General features: G+C 55.9%; 15 protein-coding genes. 14 read left to right on the forward strand and 1 reads right to left on the reverse strand.

Annotated elements, in window-relative coordinates; translation table 11 throughout:
• Positions 1-104: 104 nt before the first annotated feature.
• The 10 genes from cmk (at position 105) to QSK07_RS10695 (ending at position 11,458) form a co-directional block, all read left to right on the forward strand.
• Complete coding sequence (gene cmk, locus QSK07_RS10650; protein ID WP_285720731.1) at positions 105-791, forward strand: (d)CMP kinase; 687 nt, start codon at positions 105-107, stop codon at positions 789-791.
• Positions 792-899: 108 nt separating this feature from the next.
• A complete protein-coding gene (gene rpsA / locus QSK07_RS10655; protein WP_003849352.1) occupies positions 900-2,573 on the forward strand; it encodes a 30S ribosomal protein S1 in 1,674 nt (557 codons plus the stop codon).
• Between the two features lie 82 nt (positions 2,574-2,655).
• The gene (gene ihfB / locus QSK07_RS10660) at positions 2,656-2,940 is read left to right on the forward strand and encodes an integration host factor subunit beta (RefSeq protein WP_003849360.1); all 285 of its coding nucleotides are present in this window, start codon (positions 2,656-2,658) and stop codon (positions 2,938-2,940) included.
• 203 nt (positions 2,941-3,143) lie between these two features.
• On the forward strand, positions 3,144-5,399 hold the full coding sequence (locus QSK07_RS10665) for a DNA internalization-related competence protein ComEC/Rec2 (RefSeq protein WP_285720995.1): 2,256 nt from the start codon (positions 3,144-3,146) through the stop codon (positions 5,397-5,399).
• A 34-nt stretch (positions 5,400-5,433) separates the two neighbouring features.
• A complete protein-coding gene (gene msbA / locus QSK07_RS10670) occupies positions 5,434-7,182 on the forward strand; it encodes a lipid A ABC transporter ATP-binding protein/permease MsbA (protein ID WP_098051057.1) in 1,749 nt (582 codons plus the stop codon).
• On the forward strand, positions 7,179-8,165 hold the full coding sequence (lpxK, locus tag QSK07_RS10675) for a tetraacyldisaccharide 4'-kinase (RefSeq protein ID WP_275219775.1): 987 nt from the start codon (positions 7,179-7,181) through the stop codon (positions 8,163-8,165). The genes msbA and lpxK overlap by 4 nt, the downstream gene beginning before the upstream one ends.
• 39 nt (positions 8,166-8,204) lie before the next feature.
• Positions 8,205-9,419 (forward strand): winged helix-turn-helix domain-containing protein, encoded by a 1,215-nt coding sequence (locus QSK07_RS10680; RefSeq protein ID WP_285720730.1) that lies wholly within the window; start codon positions 8,205-8,207, stop codon positions 9,417-9,419.
• A gap of 105 nt (positions 9,420-9,524) precedes the next feature.
• Positions 9,525-9,707 (forward strand): Trm112 family protein, encoded by a 183-nt coding sequence (locus QSK07_RS10685; RefSeq protein ID WP_009091101.1) that lies wholly within the window; start codon positions 9,525-9,527, stop codon positions 9,705-9,707.
• The gene (kdsB, locus tag QSK07_RS10690; RefSeq protein WP_098051054.1) at positions 9,704-10,453 is read left to right on the forward strand and encodes a 3-deoxy-manno-octulosonate cytidylyltransferase; all 750 of its coding nucleotides are present in this window, start codon (positions 9,704-9,706) and stop codon (positions 10,451-10,453) included. Before QSK07_RS10685 ends, kdsB begins: the two co-directional genes overlap by 4 nt.
• Positions 10,454-10,564: 111 nt before the next feature.
• Positions 10,565-11,458, forward strand: a complete 894-nt coding sequence (locus QSK07_RS10695; RefSeq protein ID WP_285720729.1) for a phosphotransferase — start codon at positions 10,565-10,567, stop codon at positions 11,456-11,458.
• Here QSK07_RS10695 and elyC read toward each other — a convergent pair.
• A complete protein-coding gene (gene elyC / locus QSK07_RS10700; protein ID WP_275219771.1) occupies positions 11,441-12,220 on the reverse strand; it encodes an envelope biogenesis factor ElyC in 780 nt (259 codons plus the stop codon). The genes QSK07_RS10695 and elyC overlap by 18 nt on opposite strands.
• A gap of 125 nt (positions 12,221-12,345) precedes the next feature.
• Here elyC and cmoM point away from each other — a divergent pair, with 125 nt between their 5' ends.
• Genes cmoM through mukB form a run of 4 tightly spaced genes read left to right on the forward strand, consistent with a single transcriptional unit; the run spans position 12,346 to position 19,640 of the window.
• On the forward strand, positions 12,346-13,131 hold the full coding sequence (gene cmoM, locus QSK07_RS10705; RefSeq protein WP_098051051.1) for a tRNA uridine 5-oxyacetic acid(34) methyltransferase CmoM: 786 nt from the start codon (positions 12,346-12,348) through the stop codon (positions 13,129-13,131).
• Entirely contained in the window at positions 13,128-14,450 is a 1,323-nt protein-coding gene (gene mukF / locus QSK07_RS10710; protein ID WP_013357325.1) for a chromosome partition protein MukF, read from the forward strand. Before cmoM ends, mukF begins: the two co-directional genes overlap by 4 nt.
• Positions 14,431-15,156 carry a chromosome partition protein MukE gene (gene mukE / locus QSK07_RS10715; RefSeq protein WP_285720728.1) on the forward strand — a complete coding sequence of 242 codons (726 nt, stop codon included), beginning with the start codon at positions 14,431-14,433 and terminating at the stop codon, positions 15,154-15,156. Before mukF ends, mukE begins: the two co-directional genes overlap by 20 nt.
• Positions 15,153-19,640, forward strand: a complete 4,488-nt coding sequence (mukB, locus tag QSK07_RS10720) for a chromosome partition protein MukB (RefSeq protein ID WP_285720727.1) — start codon at positions 15,153-15,155, stop codon at positions 19,638-19,640. Before mukE ends, mukB begins: the two co-directional genes overlap by 4 nt.
• The last annotated feature ends 98 nt before the right edge of the window (positions 19,641-19,738 follow it).

Consider the following 19,738-nt stretch of genomic DNA (forward strand, 5'->3'; position numbering starts at 1 on the left):
CCCCGTCAGTGCGAAAGGGTAACCAAGCCTTGCTATGCAGCGTATAATGCTAAGCATTAAGGGTGGCCTGAAGGTCATAATGCACGCAGCAACAGGAGGGAATAATGACAGTAACTGCCCCGGTCATAACTATTGATGGGCCAAGTGGAGCGGGAAAGGGAACCCTTTGCAAAGCGATGGCAGAATCGCTGCAGTGGCATCTGCTGGATTCCGGTGCTATTTATCGCGTGCTGGCGTTAGCCGCATTGCATCATCAGGTGGACATTGAATCTGAAGAGGCGCTGGTGCCGATTGCTGCGCATCTTGATGTGCGCTTTTTGTCACAAAACGGTGAAGTGCAGGTCATACTTGAAGGTGAAGATGTGACCGGTGAAATCCGCACTCAGGAGGTCAGCAACACCGCATCACGTGTCGCTGCGTTTCCACGGGTGCGCGAAGCGTTATTGCGCCGCCAGCGCGGTTTCCGCGAGATGCCGGGCCTGATTGCTGATGGCCGTGATATGGGCACCGTGGTTTTCCCGGATGCGCCAGTAAAGATTTTCCTTGATGCCAGCCCGGAAGAGCGTGCTCAGCGACGTATGCTACAGTTGCAGGGAAATGGCTTTAATGTTAACTTTGACCGCCTTTTAGCCGAGATAAAAGAACGCGACGACCGCGATCGTAACCGCGCAATTGCGCCTCTGGTGGCTGCTGCTGATGCACTGGTTCTGGACTCTACAGAGATGTCTATCGACCAGGTCATTGAAAAAGCGCTACACTATGCCCGCGAGAAGTTGGGCATTCCGGCTTAACTGAATTTATCACCCTGTACCACGGATCCGGTGCCGGGCATGTGAAACAACCCCATCCGACATGAAGTCAGATGGACGTTAAATTGAAGAATCCTGAAGATTATCAATATGACTGAATCTTTTGCTCAACTATTTGAAGAATCCTTAAAAACAATCGAAACCCGCCCGGGTTCTATCGTTCGTGGCATCGTCGTTTCTATCGACAAAGATGTCGTTCTGGTTGATGCGGGTCTGAAATCTGAATCTGCAATTCCTGCAGAGCAGTTCAAGAACGCAGCCGGCGAACTGGAAATCCAGGTTGGCGACGAAGTTGACGTTGCTCTGGATGCAGTGGAAGACGGCTTCGGTGAAACCCTGCTGTCCCGTGAGAAAGCTAAGCGCCATGAAGCATGGATCACGCTGGAGAAAGCTTACGAAGACGCTGAAACTGTTACCGGTGTTATCAACGGCAAAGTTAAAGGCGGCTTCACAGTTGAGCTCAACGGTATCCGTGCGTTCCTGCCAGGTTCACTGGTAGATGTGCGTCCGGTGCGCGATACGCTGCACCTGGAAGGCAAAGAGCTTGAGTTCAAAGTCATCAAGCTGGATCAGAAACGCAACAACGTCGTGGTTTCACGTCGTGCGGTTATCGAATCCGAAAACAGCGCAGAGCGCGATCAGCTGCTGGAAAATCTGCAGGAAGGCATGGAAGTTAAAGGTATCGTTAAGAACCTCACTGACTACGGTGCATTCGTTGATCTGGGCGGCGTTGATGGCCTGCTGCACATCACTGATATGGCATGGAAACGCGTTAAGCATCCAAGCGAAATCGTTAACGTTGGCGACGAAATCACCGTTAAGGTGCTGAAGTTCGACCGCGAGCGTACCCGTGTTTCTCTGGGTCTGAAGCAGCTGGGCGAAGATCCATGGGTTGCTATCGCTAAACGCTATCCGGAAGGCACCCGCCTGACCGGTCGTGTTACCAACCTGACTGATTACGGCTGCTTCGTGGAAATCGAAGAAGGCGTTGAAGGTCTGGTACACGTGTCTGAAATGGACTGGACTAACAAAAACATCCATCCGTCTAAAGTTGTTAATGTAGGCGATGTTGTTGAAGTTATGGTTCTGGACATTGATGAAGAGCGTCGTCGTATCTCCCTGGGTCTGAAGCAGTGTAAATCTAACCCATGGCAGCTGTTCGCTGAGACGCACAACAAAGGCGATCGTGTTGAAGGTAAAATCAAGTCAATCACTGACTTCGGTATCTTCATCGGCCTGGACGGCGGCATCGACGGTCTGGTTCACCTGTCTGACATCTCCTGGAACGCGACTGGCGAAGAAGCCGTTCGTGAGTACAAAAAAGGTGACGAAATCGCTGCCGTTGTACTGCAGGTTGATGCAGAGCGCGAGCGTATCTCTCTGGGCGTTAAACAGCTGGCAGAAGATCCGTTCAACAACTACATCACTCTGAATAAGAAAGGTGCGATCGTCACCGGTAAAGTGACTGCAGTTGATGCTAAAGGTGCTACAGTTGAATTAGCAGACGGCGTTGAGGGTTACCTGCGCGCTTCTGAAGCTTCACTGGACCGCATTGAAGATGCAACTCTGGTTCTGAACGTTGGCGACGACGTTGAAGCTAAGTTCACCGGCGTTGATCGTAAAAACCGTGTCGTAAGCCTGTCTGTCCGTGCGAAAGACCAGGCTGATGAGAAAGAAGCTATCAATACTGTTAACACTAAACAGGAAGAAGGCAATTTCTCTAGCGCTATGGCTGAAGCGTTCAAAGCGGCTAAAGGCGAGTAATCGACCTGAAGCACCGGGTGGGCAACCACCCGGTTTCGGTAAAAGCTGTCATACATTCCCACAGGGATAAACCGGAGGTTACATGACCAAGTCAGAACTGATCGAAAGACTGGCGGGACAGCATACTCATATACCGGCGAAAGTCGTTGAGGATGCAGTAAAAGAGATGCTCGAGCACATGGCCACTACGCTGGCACAGGGCGAACGCATCGAAATCCGGGGATTCGGCAGCTTTTCTTTGCACTATCGCGCTCCGCGTACTGGCCGTAACCCGAAAACGGGTGACAAAGTGGACCTGGAAGGTAAATACGTTCCCCACTTTAAGCCGGGCAAAGAGCTGCGCGATCGCGCAAATATCTACGGCTAAGCCGATACCGAACCAGATAAACGACATCTCCGGATGTCGTTTTTTTTGCCTGTTATTCAGCTTGAGACCTGATATCCAGATCTCAGGCAATAACACTGTAATATTGTACTTTCTCTGCGAGACTGCCCCAGCTTTACTCATCGTCCACTGTCACTTTCACCAGATTTGGCCAGAATAATCGTACTGAATCAATGGATACGATGATGCTGACATGGACCGTTCTGGCGCGACTGGCGATCGTTGCGACCTTGCCGCTACTGCTGATTGCCCGACTGCCTTCCGGTGAGGCGATAGTGGCCCTGCTCTTTGTGGGCGTGGCTCTGCAGCATTGTCCTTATCAGCCCGCTCGTCTGACGGGAATTGCTCTGCTGTTTCTGGCATGGGCCTGTCACGATGCCCGCGTGATGGTACAGGATATTGAACAGCTTTCCGCACGGCCCGCCACCTTTACACTTCAGATTAATGAACTGCGGCAAGAGCGAAAACAAATCCGGGTTCGTCTGCTGGAAGAGGAGGGCCGAATGATATTTCCGCCTCGCTTTGCCTGGCTTTATTTCGATGCTGACCCAACGATTTACTGTCCTGGACAACGCTGGACGATGCAGCTGCGCTTACGACCGGTTCATGCCCGCCTGAATGAAGGCGATTTCGATGCCCAGCGTTTTGCACTCGCGAATAATACGCCGCTTCAGGGGCGGATCCTTAAACAGGATGCTGTCAGCGAACGCTGTGATGGCCGCTGGCGATTTATTGTAGGGCATCGTGACAGAACCCGTGAAATGCCTTCGCGTGGCACGCTGGAGGCACTGGCATTTGGTATCCGGGAAGAGATGAGCCCACAGACGCGCCAGCTACTGCGTGATACCGGCACGGCGCACCTGATGGCGATATCGGGCATGCATATTGCTCTGGCCGCCAGCACCGGCTGGATGATGGCGCGTGGGGTGCAATTTATCCTGCCAGCCCGCTTTATCGGCTATCTTTTTCCCCTCATCGTGAGCTGGCTATTTGCTGCCGTGTATACGTGGCTCTCCGGGGCTCAGCCGCCCGCAGCCCGTTCACTGCTTGCCCTGACGCTGTGGGCACTAACCCGGTTTGCGGGTGTTCAGCTGAACAGCTGGCAGATCTGGACGTTCTGTATTGCGTTGCTGCTGGTGATGGATCCGCTGACGGTGCTGTCTGACAGCTTCTGGCTCTCGGTTCTGGCTGTCGGCATGTTGCTGGTCTGGTACCACTGGTTCCCGCTGCCTGCACGATTCCGTCATCAACGGCGCTGGATTCCGTTACAGCTGCTGCATTTGCAGGCAGGCATGATGATTTTGATGGTGCCGTTGCAGGTGGCGATATTCAATGGCATCAGCCTGACTGCGCTGGTGGCTAATGTTATCGCTATCCCTGTCGTCTCGTTTATCACCATGCCATTGGTGACGCTCGCCATGTTATTACCGATGGCGCAGGTATCCGGATTCTTCTGGGGAGCCGCCGATTTCTCTTTGCGCTCCCTGTTTCACTGTCTGACGCTGCTCCCACCGGGCTGGTGGCCACTGAGTGGCACAATATGGTTTACGGTCATGGTATGGGGCGGCCTGATTCTCTGGCGTGCGCAGCTCTTCTTCTCACTGCCATTGAGCAGCTGCGCGTTAGCGCTGGCGATGATACTGAGTCGCCAGCCAGAGCCGGAGCAGGGCTGGCGCATCGATATGCTTGATATCGGGCATGGCCTGAGCATAGTGCTCACTCAGGGTAACGAAGCGGTGATGTATGACACAGGGCCTCGCTGGCAGAACGATAATGCGGGGAGCAGGGTGATTATTCCCTGGCTGGCGCGCAGGCAGTTACAGCTAAAACAGATCATTCTCAGTCATAAACATCTGGATCATACGGGCGGGCTGGAGGCGATCTCGCAACGCTGGCCAGCGGTTGAAATCAGAAGCGTGCTGGCCGATAAGACGCATTTACCCTGTGTTCGTGGCACCCAGTGGCGCTGGCGGCAGCTCCACTTTCGGGTTGTCTGGCCGCTGACGGCACCCTTACCGGGTGGAAATAATGACTCCTGTGTGGTGATCGTCGATGATGGACAGGTGCGGCTGATGTTAACCGGCGATATCGAGGCTAAGGCGGAACGCCAGCTGGTGGCGCTGGAGAAGCAGGGGCTGAAGGTCGATATCGTGCAGGTACCGCACCACGGAAGCCGGACTTCATCGACCTCCCTGCTACTGCGCAAAACAGAAGGGCACACCGCTATCGCCTCTCTGGCACGCTACAATGCATGGCGCATGCCCGCGAAAAATGTGCTGGAAAATTACCGAACGGCTGGTTTTAAGTGGCTGGACACGGCCCAGTCAGGACAAATCAGTATCAGGATAGAGCACGGCAGAGTACAGGTTTTCACCCTGCGGGAACAATTAATGCCTCGTTGGTATCATCAGTGGTTTGGCGTCAAACGCGAATCCAGGTAGAATGGCCGGCTATTTCCAACAGCGTGAATAAATAATGCATCAAGATAAAGATCTCTCTACGTGGCAGACGTTTCGCCGACTCTGGCCGATGATCGCGCCTAACAAAGCGGGATTAATTGTGGCCTCTGTCGCCCTGATTATTAATGCTGCGGGCGACGCCTTAATGCTCTCCCTGTTGAAACCGTTACTGGATGATGGCTTTGGTAAAGCTGACAGGTCGGTAATGCTTTGGATGCCGTTAGTCGTTATTGGCCTGATGCTGGTACGCGGAATTACCAGTTATATCTCCAGCTACTGCATCTCCTGGGTCTCTGGCAACGTCGTGATGAATATCCGCCGTCGGCTGTTCAGCCATATGATGGGCATGCCGGTTTCATTTTTTGACCAGCAGTCCACAGGTACCCTGTTATCGCGCATTACCTACGATTCTGAGCAGGTCGCCTCCTCGTCTTCGGGGGCGCTGGTTACCGTAGTGCGTGAAGGTGCATCGATTATTGGTCTGTTTATCATGATGTTTTACTACAGCTGGCAGCTGTCGTTAATTCTGATTGTACTGGCGCCTATCGTCTCATTTGCCATTCGCACCGTATCCAGGCGTTTCCGCACCATCAGCAAAAGTATGCAGAACACCATGGGGCAGGTGACAACCAGCGCCGAACAGATGCTGAAGGGTCACAAAGAAGTGCTGATTTTTGGCGGTCAGGAAATTGAATCAGAGCGTTTTTCCCGCGTCAGTAACCGCATGCGTCAGCAGGGTATGAAACTGGTCTCTGCCTCTTCCATTTCCGATCCGATTATTCAGCTGATCGCGTCGCTGGCACTGGCTTTTGTACTCTATGCCGCCAGCTTCCCCAGCGTCATGGATACGCTGACAGCCGGTACGATTACTGTCGTCTTCTCCTCAATGATTGCCTTGATGCGCCCGCTTAAGTCGCTGACCAACGTCAATGCCCAGTTCCAGCGTGGCATGGCGGCCTGCCAGACACTGTTCTCGATTCTGGATAGCGAGCAGGAAGTAGACAATGGCACGCGCGAAATCACCCGTGCTAAAGGGGATATCGAATTCCGTGATGTAACCTTTACGTACCCGGGCCGTGATATCCCGGCACTGCGTAATATCAATCTGTCGCTGCCGGCCGGTAAAACGGTGGCGCTGGTGGGCCGTTCCGGTTCCGGTAAGTCTACGATGGCAAGCCTGCTGACCCGCTTTTATGACATTCAGCAGGGTGAAATTCTGCTGGACGGTCATGATCTGCGTGAGTACAGCCTGCGTTCGCTGCGCAATCAGGTGGCACTGGTGTCGCAGAATGTGCATCTCTTCAACGACACCATTGCCAATAACATCGCTTATGCCCGCAGTGAGCAATATAGCCGTGCAGAGATCGAGCAGGCGGCCACCATGGCGCATGCCATGGACTTTATCAATAAAATGGATAAAGGCCTGGACACGGTGATTGGCGAGAATGGCGTGCTGTTATCTGGCGGCCAGCGTCAGCGTATTGCCATTGCCCGTGCGTTGCTGCGTGATTGCCCGATTCTGATTCTGGATGAAGCGACCTCTGCGCTGGATACCGAGTCGGAACGTGCCATTCAGTCGGCACTGGATGAGTTGCAAAAGAACCGTACCTCGCTGGTGATTGCGCACCGCCTCTCTACCATTGAGAAAGCCGATGAAATCGTGGTGATTGAAGATGGTCAGATTGTTGAACGTGGTACGCATCAGGTGCTGTTAGCAGAACGTGGCGCCTATGCACAGCTGCACAAGATGCAATTCGGCCAATGATTGACCGTATCTGGAGTGGTCGCTCACCGCTATGGTTACTGCTATGGCCATTCAGCCTGCTGTATGGTGCGATTACGGCCCTGATACGTTTCAGTTACAGGCGCGGCTGGCGTAAAAGCTGGCGTGCGCCTCTGCCGGTCGTGGTGGTGGGTAACCTCACTGCCGGTGGCAACGGTAAGACGCCGGTCGTGATCTGGCTGGTCGAGGCGCTGCAGCAGCGCGGCCTGCGCACTGGCGTCGTTTCCAGAGGATATGGCGGCAAGGCGGACCACTATCCCTTGCTGGTCACGGCGCAGACCCCCACCCAACAGGCCGGTGATGAGCCAGTTTTAATTGCCCAGCGCACCGGAGCGCCGGTCGCGGTTGCTCCGAAAAGGCGCCAGGCGATTGAGGCGTTACTGAAGCAGGGGCCGCTGGATGTGATTATCACTGACGACGGCCTGCAACATTATGCGCTGCAGCGCGATCGCGAGATCGTGGTGGTTGATGGCGTTCGTCGCTTTGGCAATGGCTGGTGGTTGCCTGCCGGTCCGATGCGTGAACGTGCCGATCGTCTGCGGCAGGTTGATGCCGTCATCATTAATGGCGGTGAGGCCCTGGGTGACGAGATTGCAATGCAACTTCAGCCCGGACTCGCCACCAATCTGCTGACCGGGGAAACCCGTGCACCTGATCAACTGGGCGCAGTGGTCGCCATGGCTGGTATTGGTCATCCTCCGCGTTTTTTCACCACGCTTAAACAGCAGGGCATAACGCCGGTCGCAGAGATCGCCTTTGCTGACCATCACGCCTACAGCAAAGATGAGCTGACCCGATTGCTACAGCCGGATCAGCAACTACTGATGACCGAAAAGGACGCAGTGAAATGCCGTCACTTTGCGCAGCCTGACTGGTGGTATCTGCCAGTGGACGCCCATTTAACCGGTAACGCCGTAACGCCGTTACTCGACGACATTGAACAACGCTGCCGTCGCCCGCTCTGATACCTGCACCCATTCAGGTGAAGCCCGATAAGGAAGAGGATGAACACCCCGCATTCACTTTCGTTACAGCAAGCACGTCACCTTCATCTCGCCGCGCAGGGCCTGCTGCGCCCTCCGGCAAAACGCGCTGTTTATCAGGATCTGATTAACTGCATTTCTCGTATGTCGCTGCTGCAAATCGACACCATCCATGTGGTGGCCCGCAGTCCTTATCTGGTGCTGTTCAGTCGCCTGGGAAACTATCCTCAGGCATGGCTGGAACAGGCGCTGGCCCAGGGCGATCTCTTTGAGTACTGGGCGCACGAAGCCTGCTTTATTCCCCGCGCTGATTACAGACTACTTCGTCATCGCATGCTGGCGCCTGAACGCCTTGGCTGGAAATACAATGCGCAATGGGTTGCTGACCACCAGCAGGCGATTACCGAATTACTGCAGCTGATTCAGGAAAACGGTCCGGTGCGCGCCGCTGATTTCACCCATGCCGATAATCCGAAGTCGGGATGGTGGGCATGGAAACCACACAAACGACATCTGGAAAATCTCTTTAGCGCCGGTGAGCTGATGGTCACAGAACGCCGTAATTTTCAGCGCGTCTACGATTTGCGCAGTCGCGTCATGCCCGACTGGCAGGATGCGGTGCATGGTATCAGCGAAGCCGAGGCCACCCGACAGATGCTGATGAATAGCGCCCGTAGCTTAGGGATTTTCCGCGCGGCCTGGCTGCCGGACTATTATCGGCTTAAACGGGCACCCCTGAACGACTTTATCTCTGAGGCCCAGGCTGCGGGCGACCTGGTCGCCATCAATACAGAAGGGCTGGGTGAGATGTGGCTGCATCGTGACTACCTGCCATTACTGGAGACACCGCTGCAGGCAACGCACAGCGCGCTGCTGTCCCCATTTGATCCGGTGGTCTGGGATCGCAAACGTGCGCTTGAGCTGTTCAGTTTTGACTATCGTATCGAGTGTTACACCCCCGAGGAGAAGCGCAAGTTTGGCTATTTCGTTTTGCCCATCCTTCATCGAGGGCAGATAAAAGGGCGGCTCGATGCCCGCATGCTGCGTCAGGCAAAACAGCTGGAGATTAAAAAACTCTGGCTGGAAGAGACGACCCGCGTCACGGCGCGCTTTGTTATGGATATCCGGCGTGCAATTGAACGCTTCGCGGCCTGGCAGGGGGCAGAAAGCGTCACTATTCTGCAGGCACCTGATGCACTCAAAGACCACTGGCCAGCCCAGTGGCGGCTGGATTAATCAATTTTGCGGTAGTCGCTGCGGGAGGGCTTTTTACCTCATCCCGACTGCGTCGCGCTATGGTATGCTTGATGCCTTAAGCATTCGGTTCCTGATGGAGGACATATGGATCATCGTTTACTCGAAATCGTTGCCTGCCCGGTGTGCAATGGCAAACTTTACTTCAACAATGCTCAGCAGGAGCTGATCTGCAAGCCTGATGGCCTGGCCTTCCCGGTTCGGGAGGGTATTCCGGTACTGCTGGAAACCGAAGCCCGTACCCTGTCAGTTGAAGAGATTCATCCATGAGTTTCACTGCCATCATTCCTGCGCGCTATGCGTCAACCCGGTTACCCGGCAAGCCGTTGCTCGATATTCACGGTAAACCAATGGTCGTGCATGTGATGGAGCGCGCCCGTGAATCGGGTGCCAGCCGGGTCATTGTTGCCACCGATCATCCTGACGTAGCCAGAGCAGTGGAAGCGGCAGGCGGTGAAGTCTGCATGACGCGCGCCGATCACCAGTCCGGCACGGAGCGGCTGGCGGAAGTGATCGAAAAATATCAGTTTGCTGATGACGAAATCATCGTCAACGTGCAGGGTGATGAGCCGATGATCCCGGCAGAGATTGTGCGCCAGGTGGCGACCAATCTGGCAGGCTCAGCGGCCGGGATGGCAACGCTGGCGGTGCCAGTTACCGATGTGGAAGAAGCCTTCAATCCGAACGCGGTGAAGGTGGTTATGGATGCGAATGGCTATGCGCTCTATTTCTCACGGGCCACCATTCCCTGGGATCGTGAACGCTATGCTGCCTCACGCGAACAGATTGGCGATACGCTTCTGCGGCACATTGGCATCTATGCCTACCGTGCCGGTTTTATTCGCCGCTATGTTGCCTGGGCGCCTTGTCCTCTTGAACAGATTGAGCTGCTCGAGCAACTGCGTGTCTTATGGTACGGTGAAAAAATCCATGTCGCCGTAGCAAAAACCATTCCCAGCGTGGGTGTGGATACGCCAGACGATTTGCAACGCGTCCGCGATGCCATGCAGGCCTGATACACGGGGAGTCAGTCTCCCCGTTTCAGCGCAACGTTATTGATCCGCCGCTAAACTTATCTCCAGTACTTCCTTCAGGATAGTGTGATACTCATCTGAGGAGGATGCCGCATGGAACAGCTTAAATCGGAACTCACGCTGGCGCTGGGTGAAACCATAAGTCGCCTCGAATTAATCAGTGAACATCCGCCCACCCGACTCTATGCCCTGTACGATCGGCAGGGGCACCCCATGCCGATGGTGGCAAAATATTTTCGTCATCAGGGGCGGGCAGCGCTGGAAGCCAGAAAGCTGGCATTACTGCGGCAGGCCGGATTGATCGCCGTGCCAGCGGTGTATGGTCTGGTGCTCAGTCAGCAGCCACCGGTGCATGAAATGCTTCTGATGGCGAGACTGAATGGGGTGACGGCTGAGGCGCCTGCGCGGGATGCTCAGCGCTGGCAACAGTTTTGCCAGCAGGCAGTCGAGGGGCTGCTGGCCTGGCACCGGCTCGACAGCCACGGCCTGGTCGGAACGGTAGACAGCACCCAGCAGAATCACTGGCTGGCCTGGTATGCGCAACGGGTTGAAGTATTGTGGTCGACCCTGAGCTATCTGCGCCCACCCGCCTTCACGCTGGAGGATCGTCAGATTCTGTTCCGCTGCCGGTCGCGTCTGGCGCATCTTTTTCGCGACTTCGATGATCCCTGTGTGATGGTTCATGGCAACGTGCGGCTGCAGAGCATGCTGAAAAACAGCCGCAGTGACCAGTTAGTCGCTATGACACAGCCGGGCACCATTCTCTGGGCACCCCGTGAATATGACCTGATCCATCTGGATACCTCACCTGCTGAGACAGCGCTGCTGCACGACTACCTGCAACGGGCACCCGTCTCAGAGGGCTTTGTCTGGCGCCGGTGGGTTTATCAACTGTGGGACTGCATCGAGCATCTTGTGCATACCGGCACGTTCAATCGTCCGCGTTTTGAACATGCCCGCACGCAACTACTACCCTGGCTCGGCTGAGCCTTCCTCACCTTTAAGTCGCTGCAGTAACGTGCCCAGCGCCTCATACACAGCCCGTTCGCTATGACTCAGCCAGATCGATGACGGTATCGCCCGTTCCCAGCCATTCAGCGGCGAGGTAATCGCCAGCTGATTAGCAGGCGCAGCAATCGGCTTCAGACCGACCGCGTGGAAAAAGTGTATCGCCCGCGGCATATGATTCGCTGAGGTGACCAGCAGCAACGGGCGATCGCCAACTACCGTTTTGACCGCCTGCGCTTCATCCGCGGTATCACGAGGCTGGTCCAGAATCTGAATATGTTCGCGCGGCACGCCCAGACTTTCTGCCACCTGAGCGGCTACCCACGCACTGCTCTTCGGATTGCTGCCACCGGCAGCACCGGTAAAAATCAGAGTCGACTGTGGATTGCGTTGCCATTGGCGAATACCTTCCGCCACGCGTGGCAGACTGTTATTCAGCAGGTTCGAGCTGGGTGCCCAGGCCGGGTTGAAGGTATAGCCTCCGCCGAGCACCACAATGTAGTCCACCTTCTCTGCGCCATTCCAGGTCGGATAGCGGTTATCCAGCGGCAAAAGCAGCCGATCGGCCAGCGGTTGCAGGCTCAGCAGCAGCAGTAACAGCCAGCTGACGGAGATCACGGTTTTACCGCTTTTTTGCCAGTCAGTGAACCAAAGCAGTAAAATGCCCAGCGCCATCAGCAAAAGCAGAAACGGCAAGGGTAAAAGCAGCCCGCCAATCACTTTTTTCAGGGTAAATAACATCGAAAACGCGTCCTGTTGTCCGAAAATAGAGCACCCGGAAGGGAAGATGGGGATGAAAGGTTCATTCTTCTGGTGCCTGTGACAAAATAGCACAAGTCTCACCGCAGCATACCGGAGCGCATGCCATGCAGGATCGTAACTTTGACGATCTCGCGGATAAATTTTCGCAAAATATTTACGGCACCACCAAAGGGAAGATACGTCAGGCCATCCTCCGGGATGAGCTGGAGAAGATAGTGCCCGGCCTGTCACCCCATCCGCTGTTGGTACTGGATGCCGGCGGCGGTGTTGGCCAGGTGTCCAGCGGGCTGGCTGCACAGGGCCATCAGGTTCTGCTGTGCGACCTCTCTGCTGAGATGCTGCGCCGGGCCGCGGAAAATGCGGCGGCACAGGATGTGAGCCACAACATGCAATTCAGACAAATTAGCGCGCAGCAGGTGGGCGAACATTTGGATAAGCCGGTGGATCTGGTATTGTTCCACGCTGTGCTTGAGTGGGTTGCTGAACCGGAGAAGGTGCTCAAAGCGCTGTTCGACCTGCTGCGTCCAGGGGGCGTCATGTCGCTGATGTTTTACAATCTGCACGGCCTGACATTGCGCACCTTAACGCTGGGTAACTTCGGCTATCTGCGCACCAATCTGACCAAACGCAAAAAGCGAACCCTGTCGCCTGACTATCCGCGCGACCCCGAGCAGGTCTATCGCTGGCTGGAGGCGTGTGGCTTTGTGATTGAGCAGCGTGCCGGGATCCGGGTATTCAGTGACTACATGAAACCGCCGAAGGGCGAGCCAAAAAGCGACGACGAAATTATTGAGATGGAGCGGCGTTACTGCCGTCAGGAACCCTTTTTAAGCTTAGGGCGCTACATCCATGTCACCGCGCGTAAACCGGGGCAGAAGGACGAATTATGAGTGAATTTTCCCAGACGGTACCTGAACTGGTATCCTGGGCGCGCAAAAATGACTTTTCTCTTGCGCTGCCAGTGGAACGTCTGGCCTTTTTGCTGGCTATCGCCACCCTCAACGGTGAGCGGATGGATGGTGAAATGAGCGAAGGCGATCTGATAGACGCTTTCCGTCATGTCAGTAAAGCTTTTGAACAAACCCATGAAACCGTGTTGGTTCGTGCCAACAACGCCATCAACGACATGGTGCGTCAGCGCCTGCTTAACCGCTTTACCAGTGAACTCACCGAAGGCAACGCTATCTATCGCCTGACGCCGCTGGCGATCGGCATCACCGACTACTACATCCGTCAGCGTGAGTTTTCAACGCTGCGTCTGTCGATGCAGCTGTCAATTGTGGCCAGCGAGCTCAAGCGGGCAGCCGATGCCGCGCAGGAAAACGGCGATGAGTTTCACTGGCATCGCAATGTTTTCGCGCCGCTGAAATATTCGGTGGCGGAGATCTTCGACAGCATTGATATGACCCAGCGTCTGATGGATGAACAGCAGCAGGCGGTGAAAAACGATATTGCTGAACTGCTGAATAAAGACTGGCGCGCGGCGATCTCCAGCTGTGAAATGCTGCTCTCTGAAACCTCCGGGACGCTACGTGAACTGCAGGATACGCTGGAAGCGGCGGGCGACAAACTTCAGGAAAACCTGCTGCGCATTCAGGATGCCACGCTGGACAGCCCGGACCTGGGCTTCGTCGATAAGCTGGTGTTTGACCTGCAAAGCAAGCTCGACCGTATTACCAGTTGGGGCCAGCAGGCGATTGACCTGTGGATCGGCTATGACCGGCACGTCCATAAATTTATTCGTACCGCCATCGACATGGATAAAAACCGCGTCTTTGCCCAGCGTCTGCGGGTATCAGTACAGAATTACTTCGACGCGCCCTGGGCGCTGACCTACGCCAATGCCGACCGCCTGTATGATATGCGCGATGAGGCACTGACGCTGCGGAATGACGAAGTGATGGGCGAACTGCCGCCAGAGATGGAATACGAAGAGATTAACGAAATTCGCGAACAGCTGGCAGCGATGATTGAAGAAGCGCTGCAGGTCTACAAATCGCAACAAAAACCGCTCAACCTCGCGTCAGTGATGCGTGACTACCTGGCCCAGTATCCACGCGCCCGCCATTTCGACCTGGCGCGCATTGTGGTGGACCAGGCGGTACGCCTTGGCGTAGCGGAAGCTGATTTAGCCGGTTTGCCTGTTGAATGGCAAGCCATCAATGATTACGGAGCCAAGGTGCAGGCACATGTCATCGACAAGTATTGAACAAGTGATGCCGGTTAAGCTGGCACAGGCACTGGCCAACCCGATTTTTCCCGCGCTGGACAGCCAGTTACGCGCCGGACGCCATATCGGAATTGAAGAGCTGGATAACCACGCTTTTCTGATGGACTATCAGTCCTTTCTCGAAGAGTTTTATACCCGCTATAACGTTGAGTTAATTCGTGCGCCGGAAGGCTTTTTCTATCTGCGACCGCGTTCAACCACGCTGATTCCGCGTTCTGTGCTCTCTGAGCTGGACATGATGGTCGGGAAGATTCTCTGCTACCTCTATCTCAGCCCGGAACGCCTGGCGAATGAGGGGATCTTCACCCAGCAGGAGCTCTATGACGAGCTGCTCTCGCTGGCCGATGAGAACCGTCTGCTGAAGCTGGTTAACCAGCGGTCAACCGGTTCAGACCTGGATCGCACCAAACTGCAGGAGAAAGTACGCGCCTCTCTGAGCCGCCTGCGCCGCCTTGGTATGGTGTGGTTTTTCGGCAACGACAGCAGCAAATTCCGTATCACGGAATCGGTGTTCCGCTTTGGTGCCGACGTGCGCGGCGGTGATGATGCCCGTGAAGCGCAGCTTCGCCTGATTCGTGATGGCGAGGCTATGCTACTGGAAAATGCAACTGCACCGATTGACACCGATGAAAGTGAAGGGCAGGAAGGCGACGCGAGTGAGAACGCAGAGGAAGAACAGGCATGATTGAGCGCGGAAAGTTTCGTTCGCTTACGCTGATCAACTGGAACGGCTTTTTTGCCCGTACCTTTGATCTTGATGAATTGGTGACCACGCTGTCAGGCGGTAACGGCGCGGGTAAGTCCACCACCATGGCGGCATTTGTCACCGCACTGATCCCCGATTTAACGCTGCTGCACTTCCGTAACACCACCGAAGCGGGCGCGACATCAGGATCACGTGACAAAGGTCTGCACGGTAAATTGCGGGCTGGTGTCTGCTACTCCATGCTGGATGTGGTGAACTCTCGCCATCAGCGTGTGGTGGTCGGTGTGCGTCTGCAACAGGTTGCCGGACGCGATAAAAAGGTCGATATCAAGCCGTTCAGTATCCACGGTTTGCCAACCGATACCAACCCGACCGATATGCTGACGGAAGTGCTTAACAGCCGTCAGGCACGCGTCTTACCGCTGAATGAGGTAAAAGAGCGGGTTGAAGCACAGGAAGGCGTGCAATTCCGCGCTTATAACTCGGTGACGGATTATCACGCCATGCTGTTTGATCTGGGCGTGGTGCCGCGTCGTCTGCGCTCTGCCAGCGATCGCAGCAAGTTCTATCGTCTCATCGAAGCCTCGCTCTATGGCGGTATCTCCAGTGCCATCACCCGATCGCTGCGTGATTACCTGCTGCCTGAAAACAGCGGCGTGCGTAAAGCGTTCCAGGATATGGAAGCTGCGCTGCGCGAGAACCGCATGACGCTGGAGGCGATCCGCGTTACCCAGTCAGACCGCGACCTCTTTAAGCATCTCATCTCCGAGGCAACCAGCTACGTGTCGGCTGACTACATGCGCCACGCCAACGAGCGCCGTGGACATCTCGACAGCGCATTACAGCTGCGCAATGAGCTGTTCAGCAGCCGTAAGCAACTCGCCACCGAGCAGTATCGTCACGTGGAGATGGCGCGCGAGCTGTCAGAGCACAGTGGCGCAGAGAACGATCTCGAAGTCGATTATCAGGCTGCCAGCGATCACCTGAATCTGGTGCAGACGGCGATGCGGCAGCAGGAGAAGATTGAGCGCTACGATGCGGATATCGACGATCTGACGCTGCGTCTGGAAGAGCAGACCGAAGTGGTTGCCGAAGCGCGCGAAATTCAGGAAGAGAATGAAGCGCGTGCCGAAGCGGCTGAGCTGGAAGTGGATGAGCTGAAAAGTCAGCTGGCCGATTTCCAGCAGGCACTCGACGTGCAGCAAACGCGCGCCATTCAGTATCAGCAAGCTTTGCAGGCGCTGGAACGCGCCCGCATGCTGTGCCAGCTGCCCGATCTGACCATCGATAATGCTGCAGAATGGCAGGAGAGTTTCCAGGCGAAAGAGGAAGAGGCGACAGAACGCCTGCTGCGCCTGGAGCAGAAGCTGAGCGTGGCCGAAGCCGCGCACAGTCAGTTTGAACAGGCGCTGGCGCTGGTGACCAGCATTGCCGGTGACGTGACCCGTCAGGATGCCTGGCAGACCGGCCGCGAACTGTTGCGTGATGCCAGCAATCAGCGTCATCACGCCGAACAGCTCTCGTCGCTGCGTCTGCGTCTCAATGAGCTGGAACAGCGCCTGCGCGAGCAGCATGAGGCGGAGCGGCTGCTGGCCGAGTTCTGCAAGCGTCAGGGGCAGCAGTACGAGGCCGATGCGCTGGCCGGACTGCAGCAGGCGTTTGAAGCGCAGATCGAACAGCTGGACAGCAGCGTCTCGGACGCCGGTGAGCAGCGCATGATGATGCGTCAGGAGCTGGAACAGCTGCGCGAACGCATCACCAGCCTGACCGCCCGTGCGCCACACTGGCTGGCGGCACAGGAGATCCTGACCCAGCTCAGTGAACAGACTGGCCAGGCGCTGAACAGCAGCCAGGACGTCACCGAATTTATGCAGCAACTGCTGGAACGCGAGCGTGAAACCACCGTCGAGCGCGACGAAGTGGCGGCACGCAAACGTGATATCGAGCAGCAGATTGAGCGGCTCAGTCAGCCGGGCGGGGCGGAAGATGCGCGCCTGACCCAACTGGCCGAACGCTTTGGCGGCGTATTACTGTCTGAGATTTATGATGATGTGACCCTGGATGATGCACCTTACTTTTCGGCGCTCTATGGTCCGTCCCGTCATGCGATCGTGGTGCCGGATCTCTCCCGCGTGCGTGAGATGCTGGATGGTCTGGAGGAGTGCCCGGAAGATCTCTATCTGATCGAAGGTGATCCGCAGTCATTCGATGACAGTGTTTTCAGCGTTGATGAGCTGCAGAATGCCGTCGTGGTGAAAGTAGCAGAGCGGCAGTGGCGCTACTCCCGCTTCCCGAAAATCCCGCTGTTTGGTCGCGCAGCGCGCGAAAATCAGCTGGAGCTGCTGCACCTTGAGCGCGACAAACTGGCTGAGCGTTACGCCACGCTGTCGTTCGATGTGCAGAAAACGCAGCGTCTGCATCAGTCATTCAGCCGCTTTATCGGCACACATCTGGCCGTAGCCTTTGATGCCGACCCGGAAGCGCAGATCCGTCAACTTGGCGCGCGCCGGGGGGAACTGGAGCGGGCACTGAATCAGCATGAGAGCAATAATCAGCAGCAGCGTCAGCAGTATGAGCTGGCGAAAGAGGGCGTGTCGCAGTTAAACCGACTGCTGCCTCGCGTTAACCTGCTGCTGGACGATACGCTGGGCGATCGCTGCGAAGAGATCCGTGAGCAGGTCGATGCAGCACAGGAGGCAGCGCGCTTCCTGCATCAGCATGGCGCGAAACTGGCGAAACTGGAACCGATCATCGCCGTATTGCAGAGCGATCCGGAACAGCACGAGCAGTTACAGGCGGATTATCAGCAGGCGCAGCAGCAGCAGCGTAACGCGCGTCAGCAGGCCTTTGCGCTGACAGAAGTGGTGCAGCGTCGCGCTCACTTCAGCTATGACGACTCGGCCAGCATGCTCAACGGCAACAACGACCTCAGCGATAAGCTGCGTCAGCGTCTTGAGCAGGCGGAGGGTGAACGCAGACGCAGCCGCGATCGCCTGCGTGAACATCAGGCACAGCTGACGCAATACTCGCAGGTGCTGGCTTCGCTGAAAAGCGCTTATGACGCCAGGCGCGACATGCTGAAAGAGTTGCAGCAGGAAATGCAGGATATTGGCGTCCAGGCTGACAGCAGCGCAGAAGAACGCGCGCGCGTTCGCCGCGATGAGCTCTACACGGCACTGAGCCACAACCGTGCCCGCCGCAATCAGCTGGAGAAACAGCTCACCTTCTGTGAAGCGGAGATGGATAACCTGCAGAAGCGCCTGCGTCAGCTGGAGCGTCAGTATCATCAGGTGCGTGAGCAGGTGGTCAGCGCGAAAGCGGGCTGGTGTACCGTCCTGCGTCTGGTGAAAGAGAATGGCGTTGAGCGTCGCCTGCATCGTCGCGAACTGGCTTACCTGAGCGGTGATGAGCTGCGCTCGATGTCGGATAAAGCGCTGGGTGCATTGCGTCTGGCGGTGGCGGACAACGAACATCTGCGCGACGTACTGCGACTGTCGGAAGATCCAAAACGTCCTGAACGTAAGATTCAGTTCTTTATTGCGGTCTATCAGCATCTGCGCGAGCGTATTCGTCAGGATATTATTCGTACCGACGATCCGGTCGAAGCGATTGAGCAGATGGAAATCGAACTGAACCGTCTGACCGAAGAGCTGACCGCGCGTGAGCAGATGCTGGCGATCAGTTCACGCAGTGCGGCGAACATTATCCGCAAAACGATCCAGCGTGAACAGAACCGCATCCGCCAGCTCAACCAGGGCCTGCAGACCGTCAGCTTTGGTCAGGTCCGCAGCGTGCGGCTCAACGTGAACGTGCGTGAAACCCACGCTATGCTGCTGGATACGCTATCAGAAGAGCATGAGCAGCATCAGGATCTGTTCAACAGTAACCGCCTGACTTTCTCTGAGGCGCTGGCGAAACTCTATCAGCGTCTTAACCCGCATATCGATATGGGGCAGCGAACGCCGCAGACCATTGGTGAGGAGCTGCTCGACTACCGCAACTATCTGGAGATGGAAGTGGAAGTTAACCGGGGCTCCGATGGCTGGCTGCGTGCAGAAAGCGGTGCGCTCTCAACGGGTGAAGCGATTGGTACCGGTATGTCTATTCTGGTGATGGTGGTGCAGAGCTGGGAAGAGGAATCCCGTCGTCTGCGTGGCAAAGATATTTCGCCATGCCGACTGCTGTTCCTTGATGAAGCGGCCCGTCTGGATGCCCGCTCCATCGCCACACTGTTTGAACTCTGTGAGCGACTGGAGATGCAGCTGGTGATTGCAGCACCGGAGAACATCAGCCCGGAGAAAGGCACGACCTACAAACTGGTTCGTAAAGTGTTTAATAACACCGAGCATGTGCATGTGGTCGGGCTGCGTGGTTTTGCTGCCGATCCTTCACCGGTGCGTGCGGGAAGCGAAGCGGATGCGCTCCCCGATCTGACCGCTGAAAAATCGCAGGCGGAAACGTAGTCAAAAACTGAACCAGTGGTTAATCTGATAACGGCATTTGTCCCATGAGGCAAATGCCGTTTTTGTTTGTATACTCACATTATGAGTCACGGCGCGGT

Source organism: Pantoea sp. QMID4 (genome assembly GCF_030270445.1).
GTDB classification, from domain to species: domain Bacteria; phylum Pseudomonadota; class Gammaproteobacteria; order Enterobacterales; family Enterobacteriaceae; genus Pantoea; species Pantoea vagans.